25 protein-coding genes are annotated in these 23,628 nt (G+C 39.2%); 2 read left to right on the plus strand and 23 right to left on the minus strand.

The window, feature by feature from the left end; genetic code table 11:
• The first annotated feature begins 436 nt into the window (after positions 1-436).
• Complete coding sequence (locus tag AAHB15_RS26400; protein ID WP_285857667.1) at positions 437-565, plus strand: hypothetical protein; 129 nt, start codon at positions 437-439, stop codon at positions 563-565.
• Positions 566-624: 59 nt separating this feature from the next.
• On the opposite strand, the gene AAHB15_RS26405 is transcribed toward AAHB15_RS26400, so the two are convergent.
• From AAHB15_RS26405 to AAHB15_RS26430, 6 genes are all read right to left on the minus strand, one after another.
• On the minus strand, positions 625-1,395 hold the full coding sequence (locus tag AAHB15_RS26405) for a class I SAM-dependent methyltransferase (protein ID WP_342043645.1): 771 nt from the start codon (positions 1,393-1,395) through the stop codon (positions 625-627).
• 112 nt (positions 1,396-1,507) lie between these two features.
• Complete coding sequence (locus AAHB15_RS26410) at positions 1,508-2,260, minus strand: exodeoxyribonuclease III (protein ID WP_342043665.1); 753 nt, start codon at positions 2,258-2,260, stop codon at positions 1,508-1,510.
• A 161-nt stretch (positions 2,261-2,421) separates the two neighbouring features.
• Entirely contained in the window at positions 2,422-3,207 is a 786-nt protein-coding gene (locus AAHB15_RS26415) for a divergent polysaccharide deacetylase family protein (RefSeq protein WP_335573126.1), read from the minus strand.
• 121 nt (positions 3,208-3,328) lie between these two features.
• Positions 3,329-3,769 carry a peptidylprolyl isomerase gene (locus AAHB15_RS26420; protein ID WP_098529145.1) on the minus strand — a complete coding sequence of 147 codons (441 nt, stop codon included), beginning with the start codon at positions 3,767-3,769 and terminating at the stop codon, positions 3,329-3,331.
• Between the two features lie 218 nt (positions 3,770-3,987).
• Positions 3,988-4,437, minus strand: coding sequence for a CBO0543 family protein (locus AAHB15_RS26425; protein ID WP_342043646.1), 450 nt, complete (start codon positions 4,435-4,437; stop codon positions 3,988-3,990).
• Complete coding sequence (locus tag AAHB15_RS26430; RefSeq protein ID WP_446715899.1) at positions 4,370-5,476, minus strand: DUF2515 domain-containing protein; 1,107 nt, start codon at positions 5,474-5,476, stop codon at positions 4,370-4,372. The genes AAHB15_RS26425 and AAHB15_RS26430 overlap by 68 nt, the downstream gene beginning before the upstream one ends.
• Positions 5,477-5,572: 96 nt before the next feature.
• Between AAHB15_RS26430 and shc the strand changes: the two genes are divergently transcribed.
• The gene (shc, locus tag AAHB15_RS26435; RefSeq protein ID WP_342043648.1) at positions 5,573-7,435 is read left to right on the plus strand and encodes a squalene--hopene cyclase; all 1,863 of its coding nucleotides are present in this window, start codon (positions 5,573-5,575) and stop codon (positions 7,433-7,435) included.
• A gap of 35 nt (positions 7,436-7,470) precedes the next feature.
• On the opposite strand, the gene mug is transcribed toward shc, so the two are convergent.
• The 17 genes from mug to AAHB15_RS26520 all read right to left on the minus strand — a co-directional run bounded on the left by mug (position 7,471) and on the right by AAHB15_RS26520 (position 23,585).
• Positions 7,471-7,971, minus strand: coding sequence for a G/U mismatch-specific DNA glycosylase (gene mug / locus AAHB15_RS26440; protein WP_342043649.1), 501 nt, complete (start codon positions 7,969-7,971; stop codon positions 7,471-7,473).
• Between the two features lie 57 nt (positions 7,972-8,028).
• Entirely contained in the window at positions 8,029-8,604 is a 576-nt protein-coding gene (locus AAHB15_RS26445; RefSeq protein ID WP_342043650.1) for a YitT family protein, read from the minus strand.
• 118 nt (positions 8,605-8,722) lie between these two features.
• Positions 8,723-10,048 carry a Na+/H+ antiporter NhaC family protein gene (locus AAHB15_RS26450; RefSeq protein WP_342043651.1) on the minus strand — a complete coding sequence of 442 codons (1,326 nt, stop codon included), beginning with the start codon at positions 10,046-10,048 and terminating at the stop codon, positions 8,723-8,725.
• 96 nt (positions 10,049-10,144) lie between these two features.
• Positions 10,145-10,558, minus strand: a complete 414-nt coding sequence (locus AAHB15_RS26455) for a hypothetical protein (protein ID WP_342043652.1) — start codon at positions 10,556-10,558, stop codon at positions 10,145-10,147.
• Positions 10,559-10,582: 24 nt separating this feature from the next.
• On the minus strand, positions 10,583-11,473 hold the full coding sequence (locus AAHB15_RS26460; protein ID WP_342043653.1) for a peptidylprolyl isomerase: 891 nt from the start codon (positions 11,471-11,473) through the stop codon (positions 10,583-10,585).
• A 10-nt stretch (positions 11,474-11,483) separates the two neighbouring features.
• On the minus strand, positions 11,484-12,965 hold the full coding sequence (locus AAHB15_RS26465) for a S1C family serine protease (protein WP_335573135.1): 1,482 nt from the start codon (positions 12,963-12,965) through the stop codon (positions 11,484-11,486).
• Between the two features lie 148 nt (positions 12,966-13,113).
• Positions 13,114-14,544, minus strand: a complete 1,431-nt coding sequence (locus tag AAHB15_RS26470) for a HAMP domain-containing sensor histidine kinase (protein WP_342043654.1) — start codon at positions 14,542-14,544, stop codon at positions 13,114-13,116.
• Positions 14,516-15,217 carry a response regulator transcription factor gene (locus AAHB15_RS26475; RefSeq protein ID WP_335573137.1) on the minus strand — a complete coding sequence of 234 codons (702 nt, stop codon included), beginning with the start codon at positions 15,215-15,217 and terminating at the stop codon, positions 14,516-14,518. The genes AAHB15_RS26470 and AAHB15_RS26475 overlap by 29 nt, the downstream gene beginning before the upstream one ends.
• A gap of 259 nt (positions 15,218-15,476) precedes the next feature.
• On the minus strand, positions 15,477-16,451 hold the full coding sequence (locus AAHB15_RS26480; protein WP_335573138.1) for a quinone oxidoreductase family protein: 975 nt from the start codon (positions 16,449-16,451) through the stop codon (positions 15,477-15,479).
• Positions 16,452-16,462: 11 nt separating this feature from the next.
• The gene (locus AAHB15_RS26485) at positions 16,463-17,242 is read right to left on the minus strand and encodes an enoyl-CoA hydratase/isomerase family protein (protein ID WP_144567963.1); all 780 of its coding nucleotides are present in this window, start codon (positions 17,240-17,242) and stop codon (positions 16,463-16,465) included.
• An 80-nt stretch (positions 17,243-17,322) separates the two neighbouring features.
• A complete protein-coding gene (locus AAHB15_RS26490; protein WP_335573139.1) occupies positions 17,323-18,060 on the minus strand; it encodes a 2-phosphosulfolactate phosphatase in 738 nt (245 codons plus the stop codon).
• Positions 18,061-18,078: 18 nt separating this feature from the next.
• Complete coding sequence (locus tag AAHB15_RS26495; protein ID WP_342043655.1) at positions 18,079-19,155, minus strand: phosphotransferase family protein; 1,077 nt, start codon at positions 19,153-19,155, stop codon at positions 18,079-18,081.
• A 160-nt stretch (positions 19,156-19,315) separates the two neighbouring features.
• Complete coding sequence (locus AAHB15_RS26500) at positions 19,316-19,885, minus strand: TetR/AcrR family transcriptional regulator (protein WP_144567957.1); 570 nt, start codon at positions 19,883-19,885, stop codon at positions 19,316-19,318.
• Positions 19,886-19,981: 96 nt separating this feature from the next.
• A complete protein-coding gene (locus tag AAHB15_RS26505) occupies positions 19,982-21,595 on the minus strand; it encodes a long-chain-fatty-acid--CoA ligase (RefSeq protein ID WP_335573141.1) in 1,614 nt (537 codons plus the stop codon).
• Between the two features lie 35 nt (positions 21,596-21,630).
• Positions 21,631-22,383 carry an SDR family NAD(P)-dependent oxidoreductase gene (locus AAHB15_RS26510; protein WP_342043656.1) on the minus strand — a complete coding sequence of 251 codons (753 nt, stop codon included), beginning with the start codon at positions 22,381-22,383 and terminating at the stop codon, positions 21,631-21,633.
• Between the two features lie 196 nt (positions 22,384-22,579).
• Positions 22,580-22,774, minus strand: coding sequence for a hypothetical protein (locus AAHB15_RS26515; RefSeq protein WP_335573143.1), 195 nt, complete (start codon positions 22,772-22,774; stop codon positions 22,580-22,582).
• Between the two features lie 262 nt (positions 22,775-23,036).
• Positions 23,037-23,585, minus strand: a complete 549-nt coding sequence (locus tag AAHB15_RS26520) for a helix-turn-helix domain-containing protein (RefSeq protein WP_342043657.1) — start codon at positions 23,583-23,585, stop codon at positions 23,037-23,039.
• Positions 23,586-23,628 lie beyond the last annotated feature (43 nt).

A 23,628-nucleotide genomic window follows, 5' to 3' on the forward strand; every position in this document is an offset into this window, starting at 1 on the left:
GTCCTGAGCCAGGATCAAACTCTCCATGAAAGTTGATTTAGCTCATAAAAGTTACGTTGGCTTAGTTTCTATAGTAGAAACTAATATTTTTGTTTGTTGACGTTTTTGTTTGTTTAGTTTTCAAAGAACAATCATTATCTACTAATCTATCAATTAGCGACATTTACTATTTTAAAATAAAGTTTAAAACTTGTCAACCTCTAATGCGATGTTGTTAATTACTTAACTCTCAAATCATTTCGTCGAAGCGACATTGATAATAATACTATCTTCATTCAAGATAGTCAACTACCTTTTTAGATATTTTTTTTAAAAAATAAAACTCCTTATCTAATTCAAAACTAGAATAATACTACCTAGGTAATGAATTAGTTTTAAATAACCCATCATTGGTTAAAATATGGTAGTAAATATTTAAAAAGGAGATGTTGTATTAGTGAATATTAATTTCTATAAAAAAGATGAAGACAATCAACCCATTGAACAAGAACAAATAGAAGATTTAAACCTGGAGGAAAGGGTACCAGAATTTGACGAAATAGGAACAGCCCTAAACGGTATATGATTTATCTAAAAAAACCCTTCGCACCAAGAGAATATCTCTTTTTGCAAAGGGGTCTTTTCTTATTTTTTAATTGCCTTTAGAACGATAGCCTCTCCCTGAAAAGATACTACTTGACTCTCTTTGATCGTAATTCTAAATTTATCCTTGATTCTTTCGGAAGCACTTATGAAATACTGGGTCAATTTTTTCTTTTCTTCCATAGGTAAGTTCATTCGATTACACCAGGAATCAAAATAAAAGGTTTTTTCAAAACGATGCCAATCATCAATTTCGAAACCAGCAAACTCAAGCATACGAATCCACTCACTCTTCTTCCATGCCCTAAAATGACTGTAATCCCGCCATTTTTCTACTTTATTATAAAATTGATCATATTGATCGTCTTCTGGAACGACATTATCGTCTAACAAAAATTGTCCGCCTTGTTTTAGGACACGAAAAACTTCTTTAATAAATTCATTAATATTAGGAAAGTGGTGCGGGGCAATCCTGCACGTAACAACATCAAAAGAATCGTTCGAAAAAGGTAAGCTTTCAGCATCCCCTTTTATGAACTCCACATTTTGATTCCCATTTCCTATTACAAATTTTTCAGCAGCGGTTAACATCTCCTGAGTTAAATCAACCGCGATTACCCTCTTTACTAGCGAAGCAAACGCGTTAGCCGTATGGCCTCCACCCGTGGCAACATCAAGAAGCTCCTCTTTCCCTGTTACTTCGGCTATTTCTATTAATTTCTGCAAGTCCTTTCCATCTTTATGAATTGGACTGCTCACATAAAAATCAGCACTTTTTCCAAATTGCTGCTGTACATCCTTTTTGAGATCCATCGTTATCCCTCCGAGAAATTCCTTATTTATACTAACTATAAGGCAGTATCTCAACGAAGAAAATTACAGTTTTTCAATATACTGTAATAAGAAATTCTTATCGAACAGGGATTTAATTAAGTTCAAGGACGACCGGGCAATGGTCACTGCCCATTACATCGCAATGGATTTCAGCTTCTTTAAGCCTGTCCTTCAATGATTCTGAAACGATAAAATAGTCAATTCGCCAGCCAATATTTCGTTCCCGTACCTTGTTCATGTACGACCACCATGTATAGGCGCCTTCCTGTTGTGGGTAAAAATGACGGAAGCTGTCTATGAACCCAGCGTCGAGCAGGGATTTCATTTTTCCTCGTTCTTCATCCGTAAATCCCGAGTTTCCAATATTTGATTTAGGATTGCGAAGATCGATCTCGTGATGGGCCACATTTAAATCTCCACAGAAAATGACTGGTTTCCTTTTATCTAAATCCATCAAGTGCTGAAGAATACGGTCTTCCCATTCCAAGCGATAACCAATTCTCGCTAGGTCTCTCTGTGAATTTGGCGTATAGACATTGACCAAGAAAAAGTCGGCAAATTCTAGAGTCAGAATTCTTCCCTCATCTTCTCCATCGTCTTCTCCGACTCCATATCTAACAGACAGTGGTTCTTGCTTTGTAAAAACGGCAGTACCTGAATAACCTTTCTTTTCAGCGTAATTCCAATATTGGTGATATCCATCTAAGTCAAGACTAATTTGTCCTTCTTGTAGTTTCGTTTCCTGAACGCAGAATATATCCGCATTTACTTCCTGAAAATAATCTATGAACCCTTTTTTTACGCACGCCCTTAGGCCATTTACATTCCAAGATACTAACTTCATATAGTCCATTCCCTCTCCCTAATTAATTTCTATATATAAACAAATGAAATGTGTATTTAATAAGTCAGGTGCCATTTTACCAGTTTAGCACGCATAGGAAAAGAAATCCGAACGACCATTGTTTTCCAGCTATCAAAAAAGACAGCCTGTCGCTGCCTTTTTCATGGTACAAAGTGTTTTTTTGTCAGTTCACCTGCAAATAGTTCCGATACGGGTACTATTTTTATATTTCGCTTTTTAAATTCATCAATTGCTTGAAATACACCAATTGAACAAACCTTCCCTGTTACACCAACATGTCCAATGGCAATTCCATTACCCTTTATTTCTGTTACCTTTGCCAGTTTGACCATTTGTTTTCGAACATAGGAAGATGAGGAGATATCATCAAGAAATACGTCTCGTTTTAAAAGTGGAACCCCCAGTTCCTTTGCAATCTCCGGAAATTTTGTTCCCGGACTTGTCCCGCTGTCGATAATAAATAAGTTCTTTTCCTTAGCAACTTCCACAATAATCCGAACGATTTCTTCGTTTTCAACCGCGCGCGAACCCATATGATTATTAAGACCTACCGCATATGGGACACTTTTTATGGCTTCCTCTACACGTTTCCTAACTTCTTCTTTCGAAAGATCCACTGTAATTGGTTTAGGACCTAACCATGATCTTTTTCCTCTCTTTGGTTCCATTGGTAAATGAACCATAACCTCAAAACCGTTTTTATGTGCCCATTCCGCATGGGCCTTAGAATTTTCCGTAAATGGCATAACAGCTGCTGTAATTGGAATATCTCCTTCTAAAAAGTCACGGACACCACCGGTCCCCCCGCCAAAATCGTCAATGATAATGGCTGCCTTAAGTTCTTTTGCTTCCTTTTTATTTTCTGCGGCATTTGTATGAATAGGGAATAACAAGAATGGTATAAGCACGAGCACTAACTTTTTCATATAGCCCCTCCAATTGATTGCTTCAAAGTTAATGTGCCCGTTTGTTTTTCCCTTTACTACTTTATAATGTCGTTTTCTGTTGCATAAAAAAAAGAGAGCGAATCCGCTCCCTTTGTCTTACCTACTCTTCATCATAAACCTTTACTTCAACCATTTTATCGCCATTTTTCATGTTTCTAACCGCTGCCAAGTCAGAAGTAACCTGTCCAAATACAGTATGAACACCATTTAAATGCGGCTGTGATTCATGAACGATAAAGAATTGGCTTCCGCCAGTGTTTCTGCCCGCATGTGCCATTGATAATGAACCAGGGATATGTTTATGTGGATTTCCTTCTGTTTCACAGTTGATCGTGTAGCCAGGACCACCCATCCCTGTTCCCGTCGGGTCGCCACCTTGTGATACAAAACCTGGGATTACACGGTGAAAAATAACACCATTATAAAAGCCTTCGTTTGCTAACTTTTCAAAGTTTTCAACTGTTCCAGGTGCTTCGTTTGGGAATAGATCAAACTCAATTTTGTCGCCATTTTCCATCAATATGTATCCTTTTTTAGCCATAAAAAACACTCCTTTATGTAAAAATCATTATTATCATACACTTTTCTATCGGAAAAGGAAAGTTTAGCCACTAATATTTTCACTGCAGTTGTGGTATTATATAAGTACCCCCTCCGAACATTCGCTTGTTGCGGGACACTTAACCACTGTACGGACGGAGGGGGTTGGTGCCGCATTGACGGCATCACGAAAGCCGAGACTGCGGTCTCGGCTTTTTGTTATTCACGAATTCTGTTTCCCATCCACTCATGAAATAACACAACAATAGATAAAAAAATGCCATAACCAAAAAATGTGTAAAGATGGTTCCAGTCATCAGAATGAGTAAACAAGCCAAATAATTCCGCAAACCTTTCAAACACAGGCATAAGTAAGCTCACCAAAAGGATAACCCCTGCTTTCCCCCAATTAGTCAGCTGCGAAATACACCTTAATATTAGTAGTGTCATTAACGGAAGCACTACTAACGTATACGCAAGATTAATCGTAAAAATCTTCTGGAACGGCCTTAGAGGAAAATGATAAAAATCCTTTCCGACAAGATATAAATCTGAATAAGTCCCTAGCAATGATGCGAGCACCATACTGCCAAGTTCATATTTAAAAGGTAATCGCCTTTTTGGCAAGTGCTGCAAGTTCGAGTCGTTCGAGTGTTTTGCAATATTCATCTTTTATCACCCCATCAATCATTTCTTCATCGTCTACTAAATAGTCCACCACATGCCAATCTTTAAACCAATCCCCTTTTTCTGCTTCATTATGACTTACATTTTTCCAAGCCATCTCTAACATCGGGCTAAAAATCCTTTTTGCACCTGGCCTCAACTGACAGGATTTCAAGTGAAGCTGGTAAGGAAAGCCAGGTGTCCCTTCGTTCACGCTATTAAAAATATGCGGCCAATAATCCTTCCTTGAACCTGTATGTTGATAGCTTTTCGCCCATTCAACTGCCTTTTGGTGAATCTCTTTATTTTTAAAAAGAATCTTATACAATCTCTTACCAAGTAAAATCCGTTCATTTAATGATTCAAACTGATGAAGTATTTGTCCGGCCAAGTTCTTGTTTCCGTACGGAAAAAGAATATGATTAAATGAAAGCCAATCTTGAAGTAAAAATTCAAATTTGTTTAATACATCTTTTTGATACTGCGGATTTTGAACCACTCTTTTTTCTAGGTAGCTTTGTTCATTAATAACCAAGGCCATCGTTAGAATATACGTGTCATTGGTTCTCCAAAACTGATTCCAAATCGTTTCCATAAAAGTGGAGATATTTAAATAAGCAAATAAATGAAACAAGGGCTTACTTAACCGTAGGCTTTCTTCATAAAGTAAAAACTGAGGATAAACGTCATGAAAAATCAGCCAGTTGCCCCGCTCTAAAAATTGAAAGAATAACTGACGATCCTTTCTCGTCATCAATCGGGTCAGGAATTCCCCTTTTAAATCGGTCATGTTCCAGCCGCCATTCCGGGAAACCATATGGCCGAGAAAAGCCCAGTGAATATCCGGATAACGAAGATAAAAATCTAGATAGGCTCTCGTTCTTGTGACATTATTTAAATTATATTCCCTGGTTTTCAGCTTTATTTTATCTAGAAGAATCTCCTCACTCTTGGTAATCGGAGGCAGAGACAACGACGATTTACTCTTTTTCTTTAATTCTTCTGATATGATTTCAAGCGGAGGTCTCTCACGATTTCTGATAAAAAAAATGGCACTTTACCTCCCTTACGAATTCTCCAGTATGGATGAGAATATGTATAGATAGATGAGATTTTGGGAGAGGAATGTGAAGGTACGATGACTAATACAAAAAAAGGCATGGATTGGATTATTGAGATGCTTCGCAAAGACCAATCTCCCAACGGCTCTTGGGACTATCCATTTGAAACAGGTATATCCACAGACGCTTATATGATCATTTTATTACGGTCATTGGAATTACATGATGAAGAATTAATTCAGGGGCTCTCAAAGAGAATTCTCAGCAAACAGGAGAAAAATGGGGCATGGAAGCTTTTTTATGATGAGGGAGACGGTAATCTGACGGCAACAGTAGAAGCCTACTATGCTTTGTTGTATTCGGGAAACTACTCTAAAAATGATAAACGCATACTCGCAGCCAAACGATTCATACTTGCTAACGGTGGTATCGAACAAGTAAGCATGTTTACAAAAGTCATGCTTGCCATAACCGGACAGTACACCTGGCCTTCCTATTCTCCGCTTCCAATTGAACTCATCCTCCTGCCACTACATTTCCCGGTTAACTTTTATTCGTTTTCCGTTTTTGGCAGGGCTAATTTAACCCCCATCATGATTTTGGCCGATAAACAATTCACAATCAAAATAGACAAGAGCCCTGACCTTTCTGATTTACATCTAAACCGAGAGGCAGAAAGTCATTGGGACCGCTCAGATAACTATCGTTCCTTATTTTCTTTTATTAAGGACGGAGTTGAGAGCTTACTAGGGTTACCAAAACAGCTTCATCAGCTAGCGATTGAGCGGGCAAAAAAGTATATGCTTGACCATCTTGAGCCGGATGGTACTTTTTACAGCTACTATAGCTCTACCTTTTTAATGATTTTTGCACTTTTATCACTTGGCTATAAAAAAACAGACTCGGTCATTACAAGGGCAGTGGATGGAATTAAATCGATGAAGTGTGAAATTGATGGGTTCCCTCATATGCAATATACGACGGCCAATGTTTGGAATACCTCATTAATTGGCTTTTGTTTACAAGCTGCAGGTGTTTCACCCGACGATCCAATGGTAAAGCAGGCCAATCAATATTTGTTGGAAAAGCAGCATCGGAAATTTGGCGATTGGGTGATTCATAATCCGAAAACAATGCCAGGAGGCTGGGGATTTTCCGATATCAATACCATTTTGCCGGATATAGATGACACTACCTCCACGCTACGCTCAATTTCTCTTATGACGCAGCCTGAAACTCAAGTATGGGACCGCGCTGTTACATGGGTTTTGTCAATGCAAAATGAAGACGGAGGCTGGCCTGCATTTGAAAAAAACACGAACTCAAAACTGCTGCAATTTTTGCCTATCGAAAAAGGAGAATTTATCATCGCAGACCCGTCATGTGCCGACTTAACCGGGAGGACACTCGAGTTTTTTGGTCAGTACACAAATTTATCCCGAGATCATACGGCCATTAAACAAGGGATCCATTGGCTATTGAGGAATCAGGAGAGGGATGGCTCCTGGTATGGAAGGTGGGGGATTTGCTATCTTTATGGTACTTGGGCCGCAATTACAGGGCTTATGGCAGTTAGCTTCTCAAAGGAGCACTCCTCGATAGAAAAAGCGGTTCAATGGATTCTCGATAAACAAAACAAAGATGGGGGCTGGGGAGAGTCCTGTCATAGTGATAGTAATAAATCTTATGTCCCGTTACCTGCAAGCACGTTAACGCATACGGCTTGGGCTCTTGATGCTTTGATTTCCGTGTCAGATAAACCGACAACTGCTATTAAAAAAGGAATAACTTATTTACTTGATAATCTAGAGAAAATTGATTGGACGACAGACTATCCTAAAGGGCAAGGTATGGCAGGTGCGTTTTATATTCATTATCACAGCTACCGATATATCTTTCCGCTCATGGCGTTAGCGCATTATCATAAAAAATTCGAATGAAATACTTCATCGACGGAGAATCTTCCCCGTCGATTTTATTCTATCTCTAGGAGCTGACGGTAGATATCCACAATCTCGTTCAACTTCATTCTAACCAAACCGCTGGACGAAGGTGCGACAAAATCAATCACCCCCTGGACAACCGACTCTATTTGTTTTCCCCAGGGAGCCGACTTTCGACCGCTGTATTCTTGATAAACGCCTTTGCCAACAAAACAAACCACCTTGGGCCGATACCGCTCAATTTTTCGTTTCAGTATCACTCTTCCCTCTCTGTACTCTTCCTTTGTAATTTCATCTGCTGCTTTCGTTGGTCTCTCGACTATATTGGTAAATCCATATCCAAACTCTAATAACTGGGCATCTTCTGCTGCATTATATTTAAGGTCTGTTAGTCCAGCTTCATATAAAATCTTCCAAAATCGATTGTTAGGGTTGGCGTAATGGTGTCCAAGTTCACTAGAGCGAATACTTGGATTAAAACCGACAAATAAAATCTTTAAATTCTCTGCTAAATGATCTTCAACCGGATTCACCTTTCTCCTCCTCTTTCCTTTTTATTTTATTTTACCCATTTTCAATTTGTTTTCTGTTTACATGCTAACCCGACGAAACGATGTAATAATTGTTGCCAGCATACCAATAATGGAGATGATTAACAATGAATATAAAAGTCTGGCATCCTGTAAGAGAAAAAGGCCTGTTAAGATAATCACTGCATCAAGAGTAACCATAATGACTCCAACATTCACTTTTGTCCATTTTGCGATTAAAAGGGCAAGTAAGTCCATTCCGCCTGGACTGATATGATTACGCAGCATCACCCCTACACCCACTCCAATAATCATCGCTCCGATAATCACACTACTGATAATTGGTAAGTTCATTAATCCGTTTAATGGGAGTAATAACTCAATCAGGCAGCCAGAAAAAACCGCACCGAGTATTCCATTGTAGAAATAAATTGGGTCCTTTTTGAGAGCAAATAGATAAATAGGAATATTCAGCAGGATAAACATAAGACCTACTTTCAATCCCCATACGTAATTTAATAATAAGCTGATGCCAAATATTCCCCCATTTATTAAATGAAACGGCAGAATAAACATATTAATTCCCACGCTAATCATCGTGCTTCCGAATCCGATAACCGCTAATTTTTTCAGCATCTCATCATTCCTTGTCCAATTAATTTATTACCACTTATATGATAAAAAAATGGACTTCATTCAACTAGAAATTCCGGGATTCGAATGAAAAAAAACAGAGCCATGATAGACCCCGTTTTTAAGCGGTTTCCGTAGGGTGGTTTTTTGAATTACGCATTCCCTTGCCGAGCGAAACCAATATCGTAATAATCGGTAATACCCATAAAAATAATGCATATGGCAAATACTCGAACATCGGAATGTCTACAATTGTACTGCACATAATCGCAAGCACGCTCCATGGGACAACCCCAGGAAATAGCATAGTCGAATCGCCCATCACTCTAGCTAACTCTTCTTTTCCATAATAATGGGACCAATGTGGCAGAAACGATCTCCCCGTTAAAATAATCGGAAGGGTCTGATTGGCAGCAATTAACGTAATGATTAGGGTTGCCATGAGTGTTTTCAAGGTATCTACAAGCAAACTGTGCGATGACTCCAGCCATTTATCCAAATAAGGCTGAATAACATTTAATTTTTCCAAAAGGCCATTATATGCCCCTGCTAGGGCTAAAAACAACAGCAATTGGTACATATGAATGAAACCGCCGCCCAGGCCATCAATGCCATGCCAAAAAGCTGCTGCAAGAGTTGTCCATGAAGTCCCATTGACGAACGAGATGACAACTGCTGATAGAATACTAGATAAGAAGGCATATATGATACTCATTCTAAAAAGCACAAACACGATTAGGGTGATTGGTGGAATAAACCTCGCCGGTGAGAGCTCACTCCAGATCAAATGATCGCTTGTTATAGACGCCTTGCTGGCAAAGTGTACGTCCACTACGCCATAAAAACATAGACAAAAAAGAATGGCCGTAATGGTTGTCATAAACATTGCTTTCCCTTGCCTTTTTACTGGTACTTCGATCGTGTGGGCCAGTAATTGATGTGCGCTAGAGAAAGGTGATGTTCTGTCTCCGACAAAAGCCCCTGAAACTAATGCTCCCGCTACGATGGGAAGAGGGAGCTGAAGGACCGCGGCTGTCCCTAATAGCGGAACCCCAATTGCACTTAGTGTCCCGATTGTCGTACCAAGCAGCATGGAGAAAATCATGCAAATAAAGAAGGATAGAATAAAAAAATGGTGTGGATGAATAAGATCCAATGCAATCTTGACCATTTGCTCAATCGTTCCTGATAAGTACCAGGAAGGCAGCAAGAAACTGACTAAAAATAAAATGATGATGACAATTCTTGTTTTATGGACACCTATGAAACTAATTTTTATTGATTCTCTAATAGAGAAAGTGCTTTTTAATGAGAGTAAAAATAAAACAAGATATCCGGGAAGAAAACCTATTACCAGTGGCTGGTGATAGACGACTGACAAGATAACCCCGATTATAGTGATAAGCAGAAGAAACAGAACCTGTGTAAAAGAAAACTTTACCGTCATAGAAAACCCACCCTTTAGAAATAAGAACACTACTCATTATAGGGAAAATTTCGCACTTCGAAAAGTCTATCCAAAAAAAGGAGAGCCGCACTTAAGTCATTGAAGGTACCTTTTTCTTGAGCTAAACCTTCTACGATATACATACTTCCGTAAATCATCCTCCTTTAAATTATCATCATATATTAAGAACAATAATGATTGTAACTCCGGAAAATGATCCATGACGAAAAGGGCGAACTCCTTCCGTTCGCCCTTTACTTTTATTTTAAAATCGTCCTGGTTCACTATTTCCTTTAACAACTTCTCATAATAAGCTTTTGTATCTTCCCACTTTTCTTTGCGATTCTCCAAAATATCACGGGCATACTCCGGTAATTTGTCGATAACCAGATCAAGATAGCCTTCAGACCACATGATCATTTTATCTTTCTCCGGCAGCTCAAACACCATATTCATAAGATCCAGGTCATCTCCTGGACTACTGGCTGCATGTTTCCCGACCCGATTCATTTTGTTCACCTCTTGATTGTTGGGTTATGCGTCACTACTCAAAGTATTTTCGATGTCATAATTCTTTTTCTTACTGTCTATCCAAGTCTGATATTCAGAATCAACTTTTTGGTCGAATAGAGTTTCCTTTATTTCAGCCTTGCTTGCTTCATAGTTTGCTGCTTGTGCTGCTTTTTTATCCTCCACTTTAATGATGTGGTACCCATATTCTGTTTTAACCGGATCACTAATTTTGTTTACTGGTAAGGTGAAAGCAACGTTATCAAATTCTGTGACCATTGTTCCTTTCGCAAAATAGCCAAGCTCCCCGCCCTTGTCTTTTGTGCTTTCATCGGTTGAATATTTTTTGGCGAGTATCGCGAAATCTTCACCATTATCGAGTTTTTGTTTGATTTCCTTTGCCGTTTTCTCATCTGCGACAAGTATGTGACTGGCTTTTACTTGCTCTGCGGTAGCATAAGAATCTTTGTTTTCCTCAAAGTAAGTTTTCATTTCGTCTTCAGTGATTTTGATTTCAGGTTCAAGTAGTTTCTTAATTAACAGGTAATTCTTTACATCATTTTTAAGTGCTGAAAGAGTGGTATTATTATTGACAAGTGCCTGATTAAAGGCATTCTCTCCACCGTACTGCTCTTTTAATTTGTCAATTTCACTATTAATTGTACTATTAGAAACCGTAATCTTTTTCTTTTCTGCCTCTGTCTCTACAATTTTATCATTGATCATTTGGTCAACCGTGTCCGAACCATACTGTTTGACCAATTTTGTGTACAATTCATCCTTGGTAATTTTTTCACCATTAATGGTTGCCACAGCATCATCCTGGTTTAAGGTAAAAGTTAGAAACACTCCTGCTGCGATTATGAACACAAGTAATAAAGCGCTCAATGGTTTATTTTTTTTTATCCAAGCCATTACTTTACCTTTATCCTTCCGAGTTTGCTGTAATTTTTGCATTTAATGTAATCAGTTTTCCATCACGGTACACCCCAAATTTGATGGTGTCACCGATTTGTACTTTTGAGTATAGATATTTTCTTAGTTCTGATGAATTAGCAATTTGAGTACCATTCATAGAAACAATGATATCCTTTGGCTCGAAGCCTGCCTTTCCAGCTGCAGAATTGGAATCAATATTCATCACTAAAACACCTTTAGTCACATTCTGAGGAAGGTTTTGATAGTACATCTGTGGTACTTGGTCTAAGTCAGCTAGGCCGACACCTAGGTATGGACGGTCAATTTTCCCATTTTTAATTAATTGGTTCACAATAGGGATAAAATCATTACTAGGGATCGCGAAACCTAACCCCTCTACCCCGGTTTCAGATATTTTCAAACTGTTAATACCAATTACTTGACCTTGTGTATTAATTAAGGCGCCACCGCTGTTACCAGGATTAATCGCTGCATCTGTTTGAATAACATTTGTATCCCAATTTCCTGCAGATGTGGATACGGAAATGGTTCGGTTAGTGGCACTAACAATTCCTTGTGTTACCGTTCTAGATAAATCAACCCCGAGCGGATTTCCAATCGCATAAACTTGGTCGCCAGGTCTCAATGTTGATGAGTCTCCGAAATTAGCTGTTGTGGTAACATACTTTGCATCAATTTTTAAAACGGCTAAATCTGTTAAAGCATCTGTTCCAACCACTTCTGCCGTTGTCTTTTGACCATTATATAAAGAAATTTCTAACTTAGAGGCACCTTCAACCACATGATTATTAGTAACAATATAGGCTATTGTTTTATTTTTTTGAAAAATAACACCAGAGCCGGAGCCGCTTTCCACACTTTGTGAAGAGTCAGAGTCAGAATTAGAATCAGAAAAAGAATTAGAATTGCCCCATAAATCCGTCGTTTGCTGCTGCTGTTGCTGATAATTGACAATCCCAACAATCGCTTTGGATAGCTTTTCAACCGTGTCGGCAACGGAATTCGTAGAAACGGCCGTTGGCTGCGCGGTTACTGTTTTAACAGCATTACTACTAATAGGACTGCTTACCTCTTGATTTTGGCTATTTTGATTAAAGTTGTTCATATAATCGGTATGAGGCAAGACAGCTAAGGTTAAGACGGATCCAATTACACCTGCTGCAATGGTTGATGCAAATCCCGTTGCCTTACGCTTTTTCGTTCCCGGCTGATTATTGGAACGTGATTGTTCACCCATAGGAGGACCAGCCATTTCTTCAGGAATCTTTGTCTCCTTGAAGTCCTCAAATTCTCCGACATTGTGTGATTCTACTGAGAAAGTCGCATCTACAGCATTCACACTATTTTTTGAATGGCTTTCGTCCTTCATTTTTTCAAGAGAAATTTCTTCTGAATTTGTATTATTCTTCATCTCAGATGAGTTTGGTTGATAGTTTTCGCCGAATTCATTTTCATTTTTGAAGTCCATCTTAATCGATCTCCTTTAATCTATTTCTTATCTTGTCTATACTTTAACTCACAAATCTTAACAAATTATTAACAAACTTTAACGAGTTTAAGAATAAATGTAGAAAAAATGAAAAAGCTGCAGATTAGCCCGCAGCTTTTTCTAATCTTTATTCGTTTTTCAACCGAATCGTAAATTTTGTTCCTTTTCCTTCTTCACTTGTAACGTCAATTTCACCGTTATGAAGCAGAACTAATTGTTTCACAATCGAAAGACCTAATCCAAATTCACCATACGGGGTGCTCGTTCTAGAGATATCTGCTTTATAAAAACGACGCCAGATGTTTTCAATTTCATTGGAATCAATCCCAATTCCCGTATCTTCCACTTCAATAATCGTGGAATCATCTTCTTTTCTGCCGCGCAGCCATATAGTCCCGTCGGAGGTGAACTGAATACTATTCTTCGTGATATTGATTAAAATCTGAATAAGCCGGTCATAATCAGCCAGTACCATAATCTCCGGTTCAGCCTCAACAATAATTTGGTTGTTTTTCTCCTCCGCCAGCATACTCAACTGATCTTGGATAATTTCAAGCACTTCTAATAATTGTATCTCTTCTTTAAATAATGTAATTTGATTAGAGCGTATTTTTTCAAAATCTAGGTTTTCATTGACAAGACGAATCAGTCTTTTTGCCTCTTGACTAACTAAATTAATCCCGCGTTCCTTATCTCCTTCAGGAATCATATCATTTTTCAGGCCTTCAATTACTCCGCTTATCGTCGTTAACGGTGTACGCATTTCATGAGAAACATCTGCCATGAACTGACGCCTTCTGTTTTCAAGGCTTTCAATTTCTAACATCGATTGATTTATCTTATTTACCATATGATTAAAATCATTAGCCAACTCACCAATTTCATCAAAATTAGAAGAATTCACTTTTACATTATAATTTCCCACTGAAACTTGTGATGTTGCTTCACGGAGCCGCTTGATCCGGTGAACATGGATCCTTGATAAAAACCAGCTTTGTAAAAAGGAGACAGCAAAGGCGATTAAAATCGTATACAGTAAATATTTATTCAGCTGCTGAATCATCTTACTTGAACCGCTAATGGGCGAGGTTAATAGTACACCGCCAAAAAATCTACCGTTTTCTGTATATGGTAATACAACAAAGGTGACCCCCTCTTGCCCAAATCGTTTAAAATCGCTTTGAACAATTAATGTCTTCCCCTTCGTTACTTTATCCCATTCCTTCTCACTTAAATTTTTAATGGCAGGACCATGTTTATTAACTAAATAGAGTTGACCATGCTGGTCGAACATACTAAAACTCATTTTTCTCGCTGCCAATACATTGCTGTATTGATTTAGCACATCGTCTGAGTCTAGAGGTGATGCCTCCTTTAAATCGGATAAAATTGCTTTTCCATAAGAAATGAGTTCATCTGATTTATTTTCATAGATTAGGTTTTCGACATAATGAGCAAATAGTATACTTAACAATAAAAACGCAACAATGATAATACTAATATGACTAAAAAACTGCTGATAAAAGTACTTAAACTTCATCTGTTTTAACTGCATCATCGAATTTATATCCTACTCCCCAAACGGTATGGAAGAAGGGCTGTGACGTTGTTTCCACCTTTTTCCTCAGACGTTTGATGTGAACATCAACCGTCCGCTCGTCACCGTAAAACTGATATCCCCATACACGCTCTAGTAATTGTTCACGAGAGAATACCTGACGAGGATGTTCCACCATATAAGAAAGTAAGTCAAACTCTTTCGGTGTTAAGTTTGTCACCTGTGTTTCATCTACAAATACTTCTCTCGTTATTTTATTAACCTTAAAACGGTCCGTTTTTATTACTGTGTCTTGGTCTTTATGCTCTTGGTTCTGTACTCTGCGTGTTACGGCTTTAATTCTAGCCATCAAGGTTAGCGGACTAAATGGCTTCGTTACATAATCATCAGCCCCCATCTCTAGACCGAGTACCTGGTCTGATTCACTATCCTTCGCAGTTAACATAATAATTGGAACAGTAAACTTCTCATCACGGATTTTCCGGCAAATCGTTACACCATCCATGCCTGGAAGCATCCAGTCAATAATAAGGGCATCCCAAGTTCCATTTTTAAAGCGAATGTACCCCTCTAACCCGTCGTTTACAAATTCTCCTTCAATGCCTTCCTTTGCAAAAAACATTTCAATCATCGAGCAGACACTTTTATTATCTTCAATCACTAATATTTTCACAATCACTCATCCCCTAGCAAAAAAACTCTTTCTTCTTAGTTTATACGAAATTTTTTGCATATCAAACCCTCTGCAACATAATTACATTTTAATTAAGAGTTTGTTCATAGTTTATTAATATTTAAACTTTTTCCATGAAAAAGAGACCTGAAATATTCAAGCCTCCTTTGTTCTTTTATTATACTTTTACTGCAGAACCAGCAAAAAGCGAAACCACATTTTCTCCGCGCCTTCAACAAGTTACACTAGATGCATTCCTTTAAGGTTCTAAAATCAATTTGCCTTTTGTTTTTCGAGATTGTAATAAGGTATGGACCTTGGCCGCCTCTTCTAAAGGAAACACACCGCCAATCGTCAGCTTTAATTTCCCCTGGCCAAGATATGTAAATAATTCTACTAAACTTGGCTGAAGCAACTCTGGTTTTCTCATGATTTGCGGCAGGAAAAATCCGATGACTGATTGGTTCCTCGCCATGAGTGATGATGGGTAAAAACGGCTTTGTTCGCCGCTTGCTGCACCAAATATAACGAGGCGGCCAAATGTGGAGAGACATTTAACGGTTTTATTAAAAACCTCTCCTCCGACCATTTCGAGGGCAATATTTACGCCTCTGCCGCCAGTCTCCTCAAGGACCTGCTTATCCCAATCTGGTTCTGTATAGTTAATGAGTACGTCTGCTCCCATTTCACGGGCCAGGGCTAGTTTTTCTTCTGAGCTTGCAGTGGCGATGACTTTTCCTGCTCCAAACAATTTGGCCAGCTGCACCGCAATTGTCCCGACACCGCCTGCTGCCGCATGAACAAGGACAATCTCCCCTTTTTCTAAGCGGCCCATAGTTTTTAAAATATGATAGGCGCTTAGACCTTGAAGTGGCAGTGCTGCAGCGGTCTGGAAATCTAATTGCTCAGGAATTGGAATGACGGACCGTTCATCAGCTAGGGCAAAATCCGCATAGCCCCCAGATTCAATTAATGTCACGATTCTTGTACCAGGCCTTATTTTTGTGACTTGATCGCCAACTTCTGTTATGACTCCGGCAATTTCTGCCCCAGGAATAAATGGCAGCGGTGTTTTTACGACATACTGTCCTTCCCGGCGTGCTGTATCGGCATAATTAACACCGATTGCTTTGATTTCAATTAATACTTCAGACCCAAGAGGAACTGGTTTTTCAATATCAACGAGGTTTAAAACTTCTGGTCCCCCATATTCTTTTAACTGTATGGCTCTCATAAATCCCACTCCTACTTTCCTTTAAAGGCTGGTTTTCTTTTTTCCTTGAACGCGGTGATACCTTCCTGGTGATCCTCGGTTTGGACCATTAATGTCTGAATGAGACGTTCCTGCTCCAGGATTTCCTCCAATGTGGAGGTAAATGCTTGATCAATTAATTTCTTCTGTTTTCCATAGGCTTTTCCAGGTCCGTGGGCTAATTTTAACGCAAATTTGGTTGCTTCTTCTTGCAGTTTTTCCAATGGAACTAAAAAGTTGATTGCCCCTAACTGATATAAGCGTTCGGCAGGGATTGGCTCGGCTGTAAATAAGAATTGTTTCGCTAAGTGAGGGCCAATTAGCCTTGGAAGTAAATAGGACCCGCCACCATCGGAAATAAGACCCACTTGAGAGAAACTAAGCGCAAACTTACTTCCTTCTGCAGCTATTATGAGATCGCAAGCTAAGGCTAAATTTACTCCTGCACCAGCAGCAAAGCCATGAACAGCAGCAATAATCGGCTTTTCGGTCTCTTTCATTAATAAAATCAGTTCATTGAGCTTGCCAATATGCTCATATACTTGAACCCCTTTTGCCTGCCCCATCGTTTTGACGTCTCCGCCCGCACTAAACGCACGACCCGCTCCAGACAAGACAATAACTTGGATATCCTCGTTATTTTGAGCTTGCTGGAGAGCTTCTTTTAATCCCAAGATCATCTCCGGACTGAAGGCATTTAGGCTTTCTGGACGATTTAAGGTTAAGGATAAGACTGGACCAAGTTTTTCAACTAATAAATGTTCTTGCGTCATTTTACATCTTCCTCCCAAAATGGATTGTTTAAAAAATTATTAAAATAAACTGGGATGCAACTTGCTTTGGTATTACCTGTTTAGCGGGACAACGTTGGTTCGACCGTTACCTTCCCTTCTCTTAAGATCGGGACAATTGTAGTAATCCCTTTAGATGCAGCAAGCTTCAAGTCAGGATGCTGGTTATGTTTGTCTAAAAGCCTGCCGACATATGAATCTAGCAATACTTCGTAGGAATCATCCTGTCCTCGGTAAAAATATAGGGCTGTTTTTGCTGCATCGGTTAATTCGTATTCACCCTGGTTTAGCAGACAATCAATTAAATGCCCGGCGCCATAGAAATCTTCTAAACTCGTTTCACCGGAATTACCTGAACAAATAATTAGGATGGTCGAATCATCCGTACAGCCCTGCAGTGATTTGGCTACTGCGGGATTGTTTAGCAGCGAACCAATATAGACCCTATTTGCCGGTGCCGATTTCCTTAAAGCGACGGTTCCATTAGTAGTGGACAAAATTAATGTCTTCCCATTAATGTTCTCCCTGATTAATGTAGGACTGGGATAAACAAAACCATCTATTGGTCTTGCATCCAGCTCACCTGCCAGAATATAATCCCCCTGTGAAAACTCATTTGCAACTCCCATTGCTTCACAGCTATGCAAAACCGGAATGACTTCCTTTGCACCATCCTTTAATGCCGAAACAATCGTTGTGGTCGCCAGAAGCACATCTAAGACGACTGCTATCTTATTTCCAACTGTTATTTTTTCTTCTTTAATGTCTTCTTTTTTCATCAGAAGGTGAATTTTTGTCATTCCTATTCGGCTCCCCCATTAAAGCTTTTCTTCCGAGACAAGTGCAGCATGCAAGATTAAATTTTTTACAAAGTGGTTAAAATTCGCAAAACGAGTGTCACTGGTTTGCCCTTTTTTGTAACGATAATAGATTTGCTGGCCTATGACGGCAAGCTTAAAGTAGGCAAAGGTTAAATAAAAATTGAAATTGGTAATATCCCTGCCGCTTTTTTGGGCGTAGATTTCAATAAATTCCTTCCTCGTCAAAAAGCCGCTATGGACAGCAGTAACAGGCGCATTCCCTAACCCATTAATCAATAGTGCGGAATCGTCTCCCTGATTCCAATAACCCATTGCCACACCAAGATCAGCCAACGGGTCGCCGACAGTTGTCATTTCCCAGTCAAACAGTCCGACCATTTCTGTTAAATCCTCATTAAACATGGCATTATTAAATTTATAATCGTAATGGATAATCGCCGCTTCTGACTGTTTAGGAATATGATTCACGAGCCATTTTTTTAGAGAATCTACCACTGGGATTTCATCGGTTTTCGCCCGATCATATCTGCCTATCCAGCCATGGACCTGCCTTTCCATAAAGCCCTCTGGTTTACTTATTTCGGCAAGTCCTGTTTCTTTGTAGTCGATTTCATGTAATTCGACCAATTTTTCGACCATGATCACAGAAAGACGCCGGCAGAGATCCCTTGTCACTTCAACCCCATTCGGAAAAGAAGTATCAATAACCAAGCCATTTTTTCTCTCCATGATAAAAAATGGACTACCAACAATAGTTGGATCATCCGAATAAAGAAGCGGCCTTGGAGCAACGGAAAAAATCGGGTTTAGCGAAGAGAGGATTTTGTATTCTCTCCCCATATCATGGGCTCTGGGTGCCACTGGCCCAAGTGGAGGACGTCTAAGCACCGCCTCCCAATCCCCCATCTTAATCTGATAAGTCAAATTAGAATGGCCCGCAAAGAACTGCAAAATTTCCAGCTGCCCTCCTGGTAATAAATCAATATTTTCTCGCAAAAACTTCTCTAAAACGGACAAATCCAATTCTTCACCTTGTCGAACTGGAATCGTATCCTTATTCATTTGACGTGGCATAAAATTCCTCCTGTCATAATAGAAAATCCGACTCTTCCAGACACAAATTATTTGAACATGGATTAAATTCACCATACAAATAATTCTCATACTAACCGGTTAGTATATAGTTTCAAAAAAAGAGGGGAGACGTTTAAAAATTAACCCTCCCCTTTTTATTTTATCCATTCACTTGAATACCCTTTAAAATCATTTCGACAAAAATTTCAGCAACCTCCCGATCCGAGCAGCTGCCGTTTGGATTAAACCACTGATAACTCCAATTTGTTATCCCAAGGATTCCAAATGTAATAATAGAAGCATTGATTTCCGGACGAAATTCCCCGTTCTCAATCCCTGCTTTTATCAGTGCCTCAGTATTTAAACGGAATTGATCACGCTTTGAAATAATTAAGGCCGAATGTTCTTCATTTAAATTGGATAATTCCCTGTAAAAGATTTTCGCTGCAGAACCCCGTGATTTAATATCCGAAAGGAGCAAAAATACAACGTCAAAAAGTTTTTCTTTATAGTTCTTATCTGGATCGTTAAAAATCCGCTCTAATTGGACCAGTAATTCATCGATATAGCCACGATGAATATCCATTAATAATTCTTCTTTACTTGAAAAGTAATAATAAAATGTTCCCTTTGTTACCCCTAGGGAATCCACAATATCCTGAATGGATGTTTCACTGAATCCTTTCTTTTCAAATAAGCGGATGCTTTGTTCCGTTATTCTTTCCTTCACCTTTATGTCCTCACAATCTGTTAAATGTTATTCAAATTATACCATAAGACTGTTCTCTCCTTTACAGCATTCTGTGTTCTTAAAGGATTCACACATCTACTTTTTCATGGCCTCTTCCCGTAAAGCTCGGCGAAGGATTTTCCCTACACCTGTTTTAGGAAGCAGATCACGGAATTCAACAAGTCGAGGTATTTTATAGGCAGCCATGTTTTGCCTACAATATTGAATGATTTCCTGCTCTGTTGCCGTACTTCCATCCTTCAAGACTACTACTGCCTTCACATCTTCGCCCCTGTATGGGTCTGGCACTCCTATACAAACGGCTTCCTGTACGGCTGGATGTTCATATAATACTTCTTCTATATCGCGGGGATAGATATTATAGCCACTCGCGATAATTAAATCTTTCTTTCTATCAATAATATATAAATAGCCGTCTTCATCCACTTTAGCAATATCACCGGTATAGAGCCAGCCTTCACGGAGTGTATGGGCCGTTTCTTCCGGCAGGTTCCAGTAACCCTTCATAATTTGCGGTCCTTTAATTATCACTTCCCCTAGCTCACCCACCGGAACTTCTTCTGTACCTGTTGCTAAATCGACAATCTTGTATTCTGTTGAAGGCATGCCAATCCCCACACTTCCTGGTTTTCTATCAGCAAATGGCGGGTTACAGTGCGTCGTAGGAGAGGCTTCAGAAAGACCATAGCCCTCGAGAATTTTTGAGCCAGTCTTTCTTTCAAAATGACGCAGCAATTCAACGGGCATTGGTGCACTGCCGCTATTACAGGTTCTAATGCTATTAATGTTATATTCCTCTGCCCGAGGGTGACTTGTGATCGCCACATACATGGTGGGAACACCGGGGAACATGGTTGGCTGTTCATTTTTAATGGTATTTAGGACCTCCTCTAATTCAAACCGTGGCAGCATGATTGATTCCGCAGCCGTATAAATGGAGAGATTCATACAAGAACTCATCCCAAATACATGGAAAAGAGGAATGACTGTTAAACACCTTTCCTTGCCCATTTCTATTTCATGCTTAAAAAACTCATAGCTTTGTAGGACATTGGCCAAAATGTTGCAGTGCGTCAGCATTGCACCTTTTGACCGTCCAGTTGTTCCGCCTGTATACTGGAGAACCGCCACATCATGTTCAGGCTCAAAAGAAATTGGAGTAATATTTCCATCGCCCTCACCTAGGAAGCTTTCGATACTTCGATCAGGAGAAAAGTCATGGCTGTATGGCTGTATACTTACCACAATGACATTTTTCAAGTTTGTTTGCGGCTGAACACTTTTAACTCTTGGATATAAGGCATCGAGGACGATGATCGTCTCTGCGTCGGAATCCTTCAAAATATATTCCAATTCCCGCTCTACGGACATTGGATTTACTTGAGTAACAATCGCACCGGCGTTTAGGATTCCATAATAGGAAATCACATATTGCGGGCAGTTGGGGAGCATGATTGCCACTCTGTCGCCTTTTTGTACTTGATTTTTTTGCAGGGCGGACGTAAAGCTCTGCGCCATTTGGTTAAGCTGCTCGTAGGTGATCTTTCTTCCGTAAAAAGAAAGGGCGTTATTGGCAGGGAATTTTGCGGCTGTCTCCTGTAGAATTTTACCCATTGGTATATCAGGGATTGTAATTGTTTTTCCTATACTCTCCGGATAGTGCTCCAACCAGGCTTTTTTTTGACTCATAAGTCCCCTCCACATTCTTGTTTATTAGTTCAAACTTAAAACGTCAAACCGCCTCCATCGACTGAAAGCGTCGCGCCAGTAATAAAGGATGCCTCATCTGATGCTAAAAATAACACTGCGTTGGCTACTTCTTCCGGTGTTCCGATTCTCCCCAGGGCATTTGCCCGTGAAATAATCGGCCATTTCCGTTCATTTTGTTTCCAATTATCAATAATCTTGGTATCAATCACACCAGGTGCAATGGCATTGACACGGATATTGTATTTTCCATATTCAAGTGCGGCGTTTTGCGTCAATACCACTACACCGGCCTTGGAGGCATTGTAAGCGGAAACAAATTTTTGCCCTTTTAAACCGAGCAGACTAGAGGTGTTAATGATGGAACCCCCGCCTGACTTGATTAATGCGGGAACGGCATATTTAATGCCAAGAAACACTCCTTTTAGGTTAATATCAACAACCCGGTCCCATTCCTCCACTGACAAATCTACACTTCTGACTTCTAAGTTTCCGACCCCAGCATTATTGAACATGATGTTTAGTCCACCAAACGTGCTCGTGGTCGTTTCGATTAATCGTTTGATTTGCTCCGGATCAGCCACGTCTGTTTTTACAAAAATGGATGACCCTTCGTGCTCGCGTATGTAGTTGGCGGTCTCTTCCCCGTCTATTGAATCGATATCTGCCACAACGACTTTCGCCCCTTCTTTTGCAAAACGAAAGGCCGCTGCCCGTCCAATCCCTCTGCCGCCGCCTGTAACAATAGCTGTTTTTTCGCTTAATTTCATCTAAACCAGCCCTTTCACTATCATCATCCAACTTCCCGAGCAATACTAACCAGTTAGTATGTTATATATACCATTATACCTTTAAAACTTAATTATTCAATTTCTTTTCTAAATATTCTAATAAATTTTTTAGTGCTTTTTAAGCAAAAAAAAAAGAAGGGCTGGAAAACTTCTGTTTTTTGGCCTTCCTTTTCTATTAGTACCGTTTGAAAGATCTTTTCTGTTTATTCATTACCTCATACGATTTTTCAATGATGTCTGTTAAAACGTCACCTTTGTAAATTCTGCCTAGCTTTAATCCCTGTTGATAATATTCAACAATTTCATCCAGTTTAGCAGAGGTTTCTTTCGTGATTCTGACATTTAGTTGAATTCTTGCGTTCTCATTCATTGCTTGAATCTCCTGTTTTTCCTGCTTATCTTTTTGCTAGCAAATATCTATTCTTTTGTTATCACTTGCTACTATACTACAAATTCCGATTTTTTTCATTAATAAAAAATCGGACCATCCTGACGACCCAATTTTACGATTAACTAAGAATGGACTCTTCTTTCGGGGTATTGATAAAGTAAGCCTGTAGCCAATTATTTAGCAGTTCAACAAGCTCCCGATGAATAGGCAACTTCCCCTACCGTTCTCATCGTATATTCCCCTAATGTTCTTCATGTTTTTGTTTAGGAATAATGATCGTAGCTAATGTTCTCCTTCTTCTTCCCTTTTTCGGCTTATTTTGCGTTACCTTTGCATAAACCTCGGATATTTCCTTAATAAATTGAACAAACTCGTTGTCGTCTAAAAATACACTAGTCTGCCTAAATGATACACCATCGCTGGCTAAATCAATTTTTTCTTGGTTTAAATATCGTTCATATTCACCCATGATATTGGCCATGAATTTAAAAAATAAATCCATATGCTCATCCTTGGTGAAACTGTTTAATTTCTCTGGGGGGATCGATGCCTTGGCAGGGTCTTGCAGAGAGTATATCTTTTCAATTGTCCCTCGATTTGGAATCTCATCAATAATATGGATTACACCTGCCTCCACTAGTTTTTTTATGTGCCGATACAATGATGCTTGTGGAATATCAGGTAGTAATACTTTCATTTGTTGAGCGGTCATTTGTTGGTTTATTAAAGACTGAATGATTCTCATCCGAACTGGATGCAATATTATGTCTACGGTTGATTCTTTTACCATTATTATAGGTCCTTTCATTTATTACCATTATTAATAATGATAA

The sequence above is a fragment of the Bacillus sp. OTU2372 genome (assembly GCF_038440275.1).
Lineage (GTDB): Bacteria > Bacillota > Bacilli > Bacillales > Cytobacillaceae > Neobacillus > Neobacillus bataviensis_B.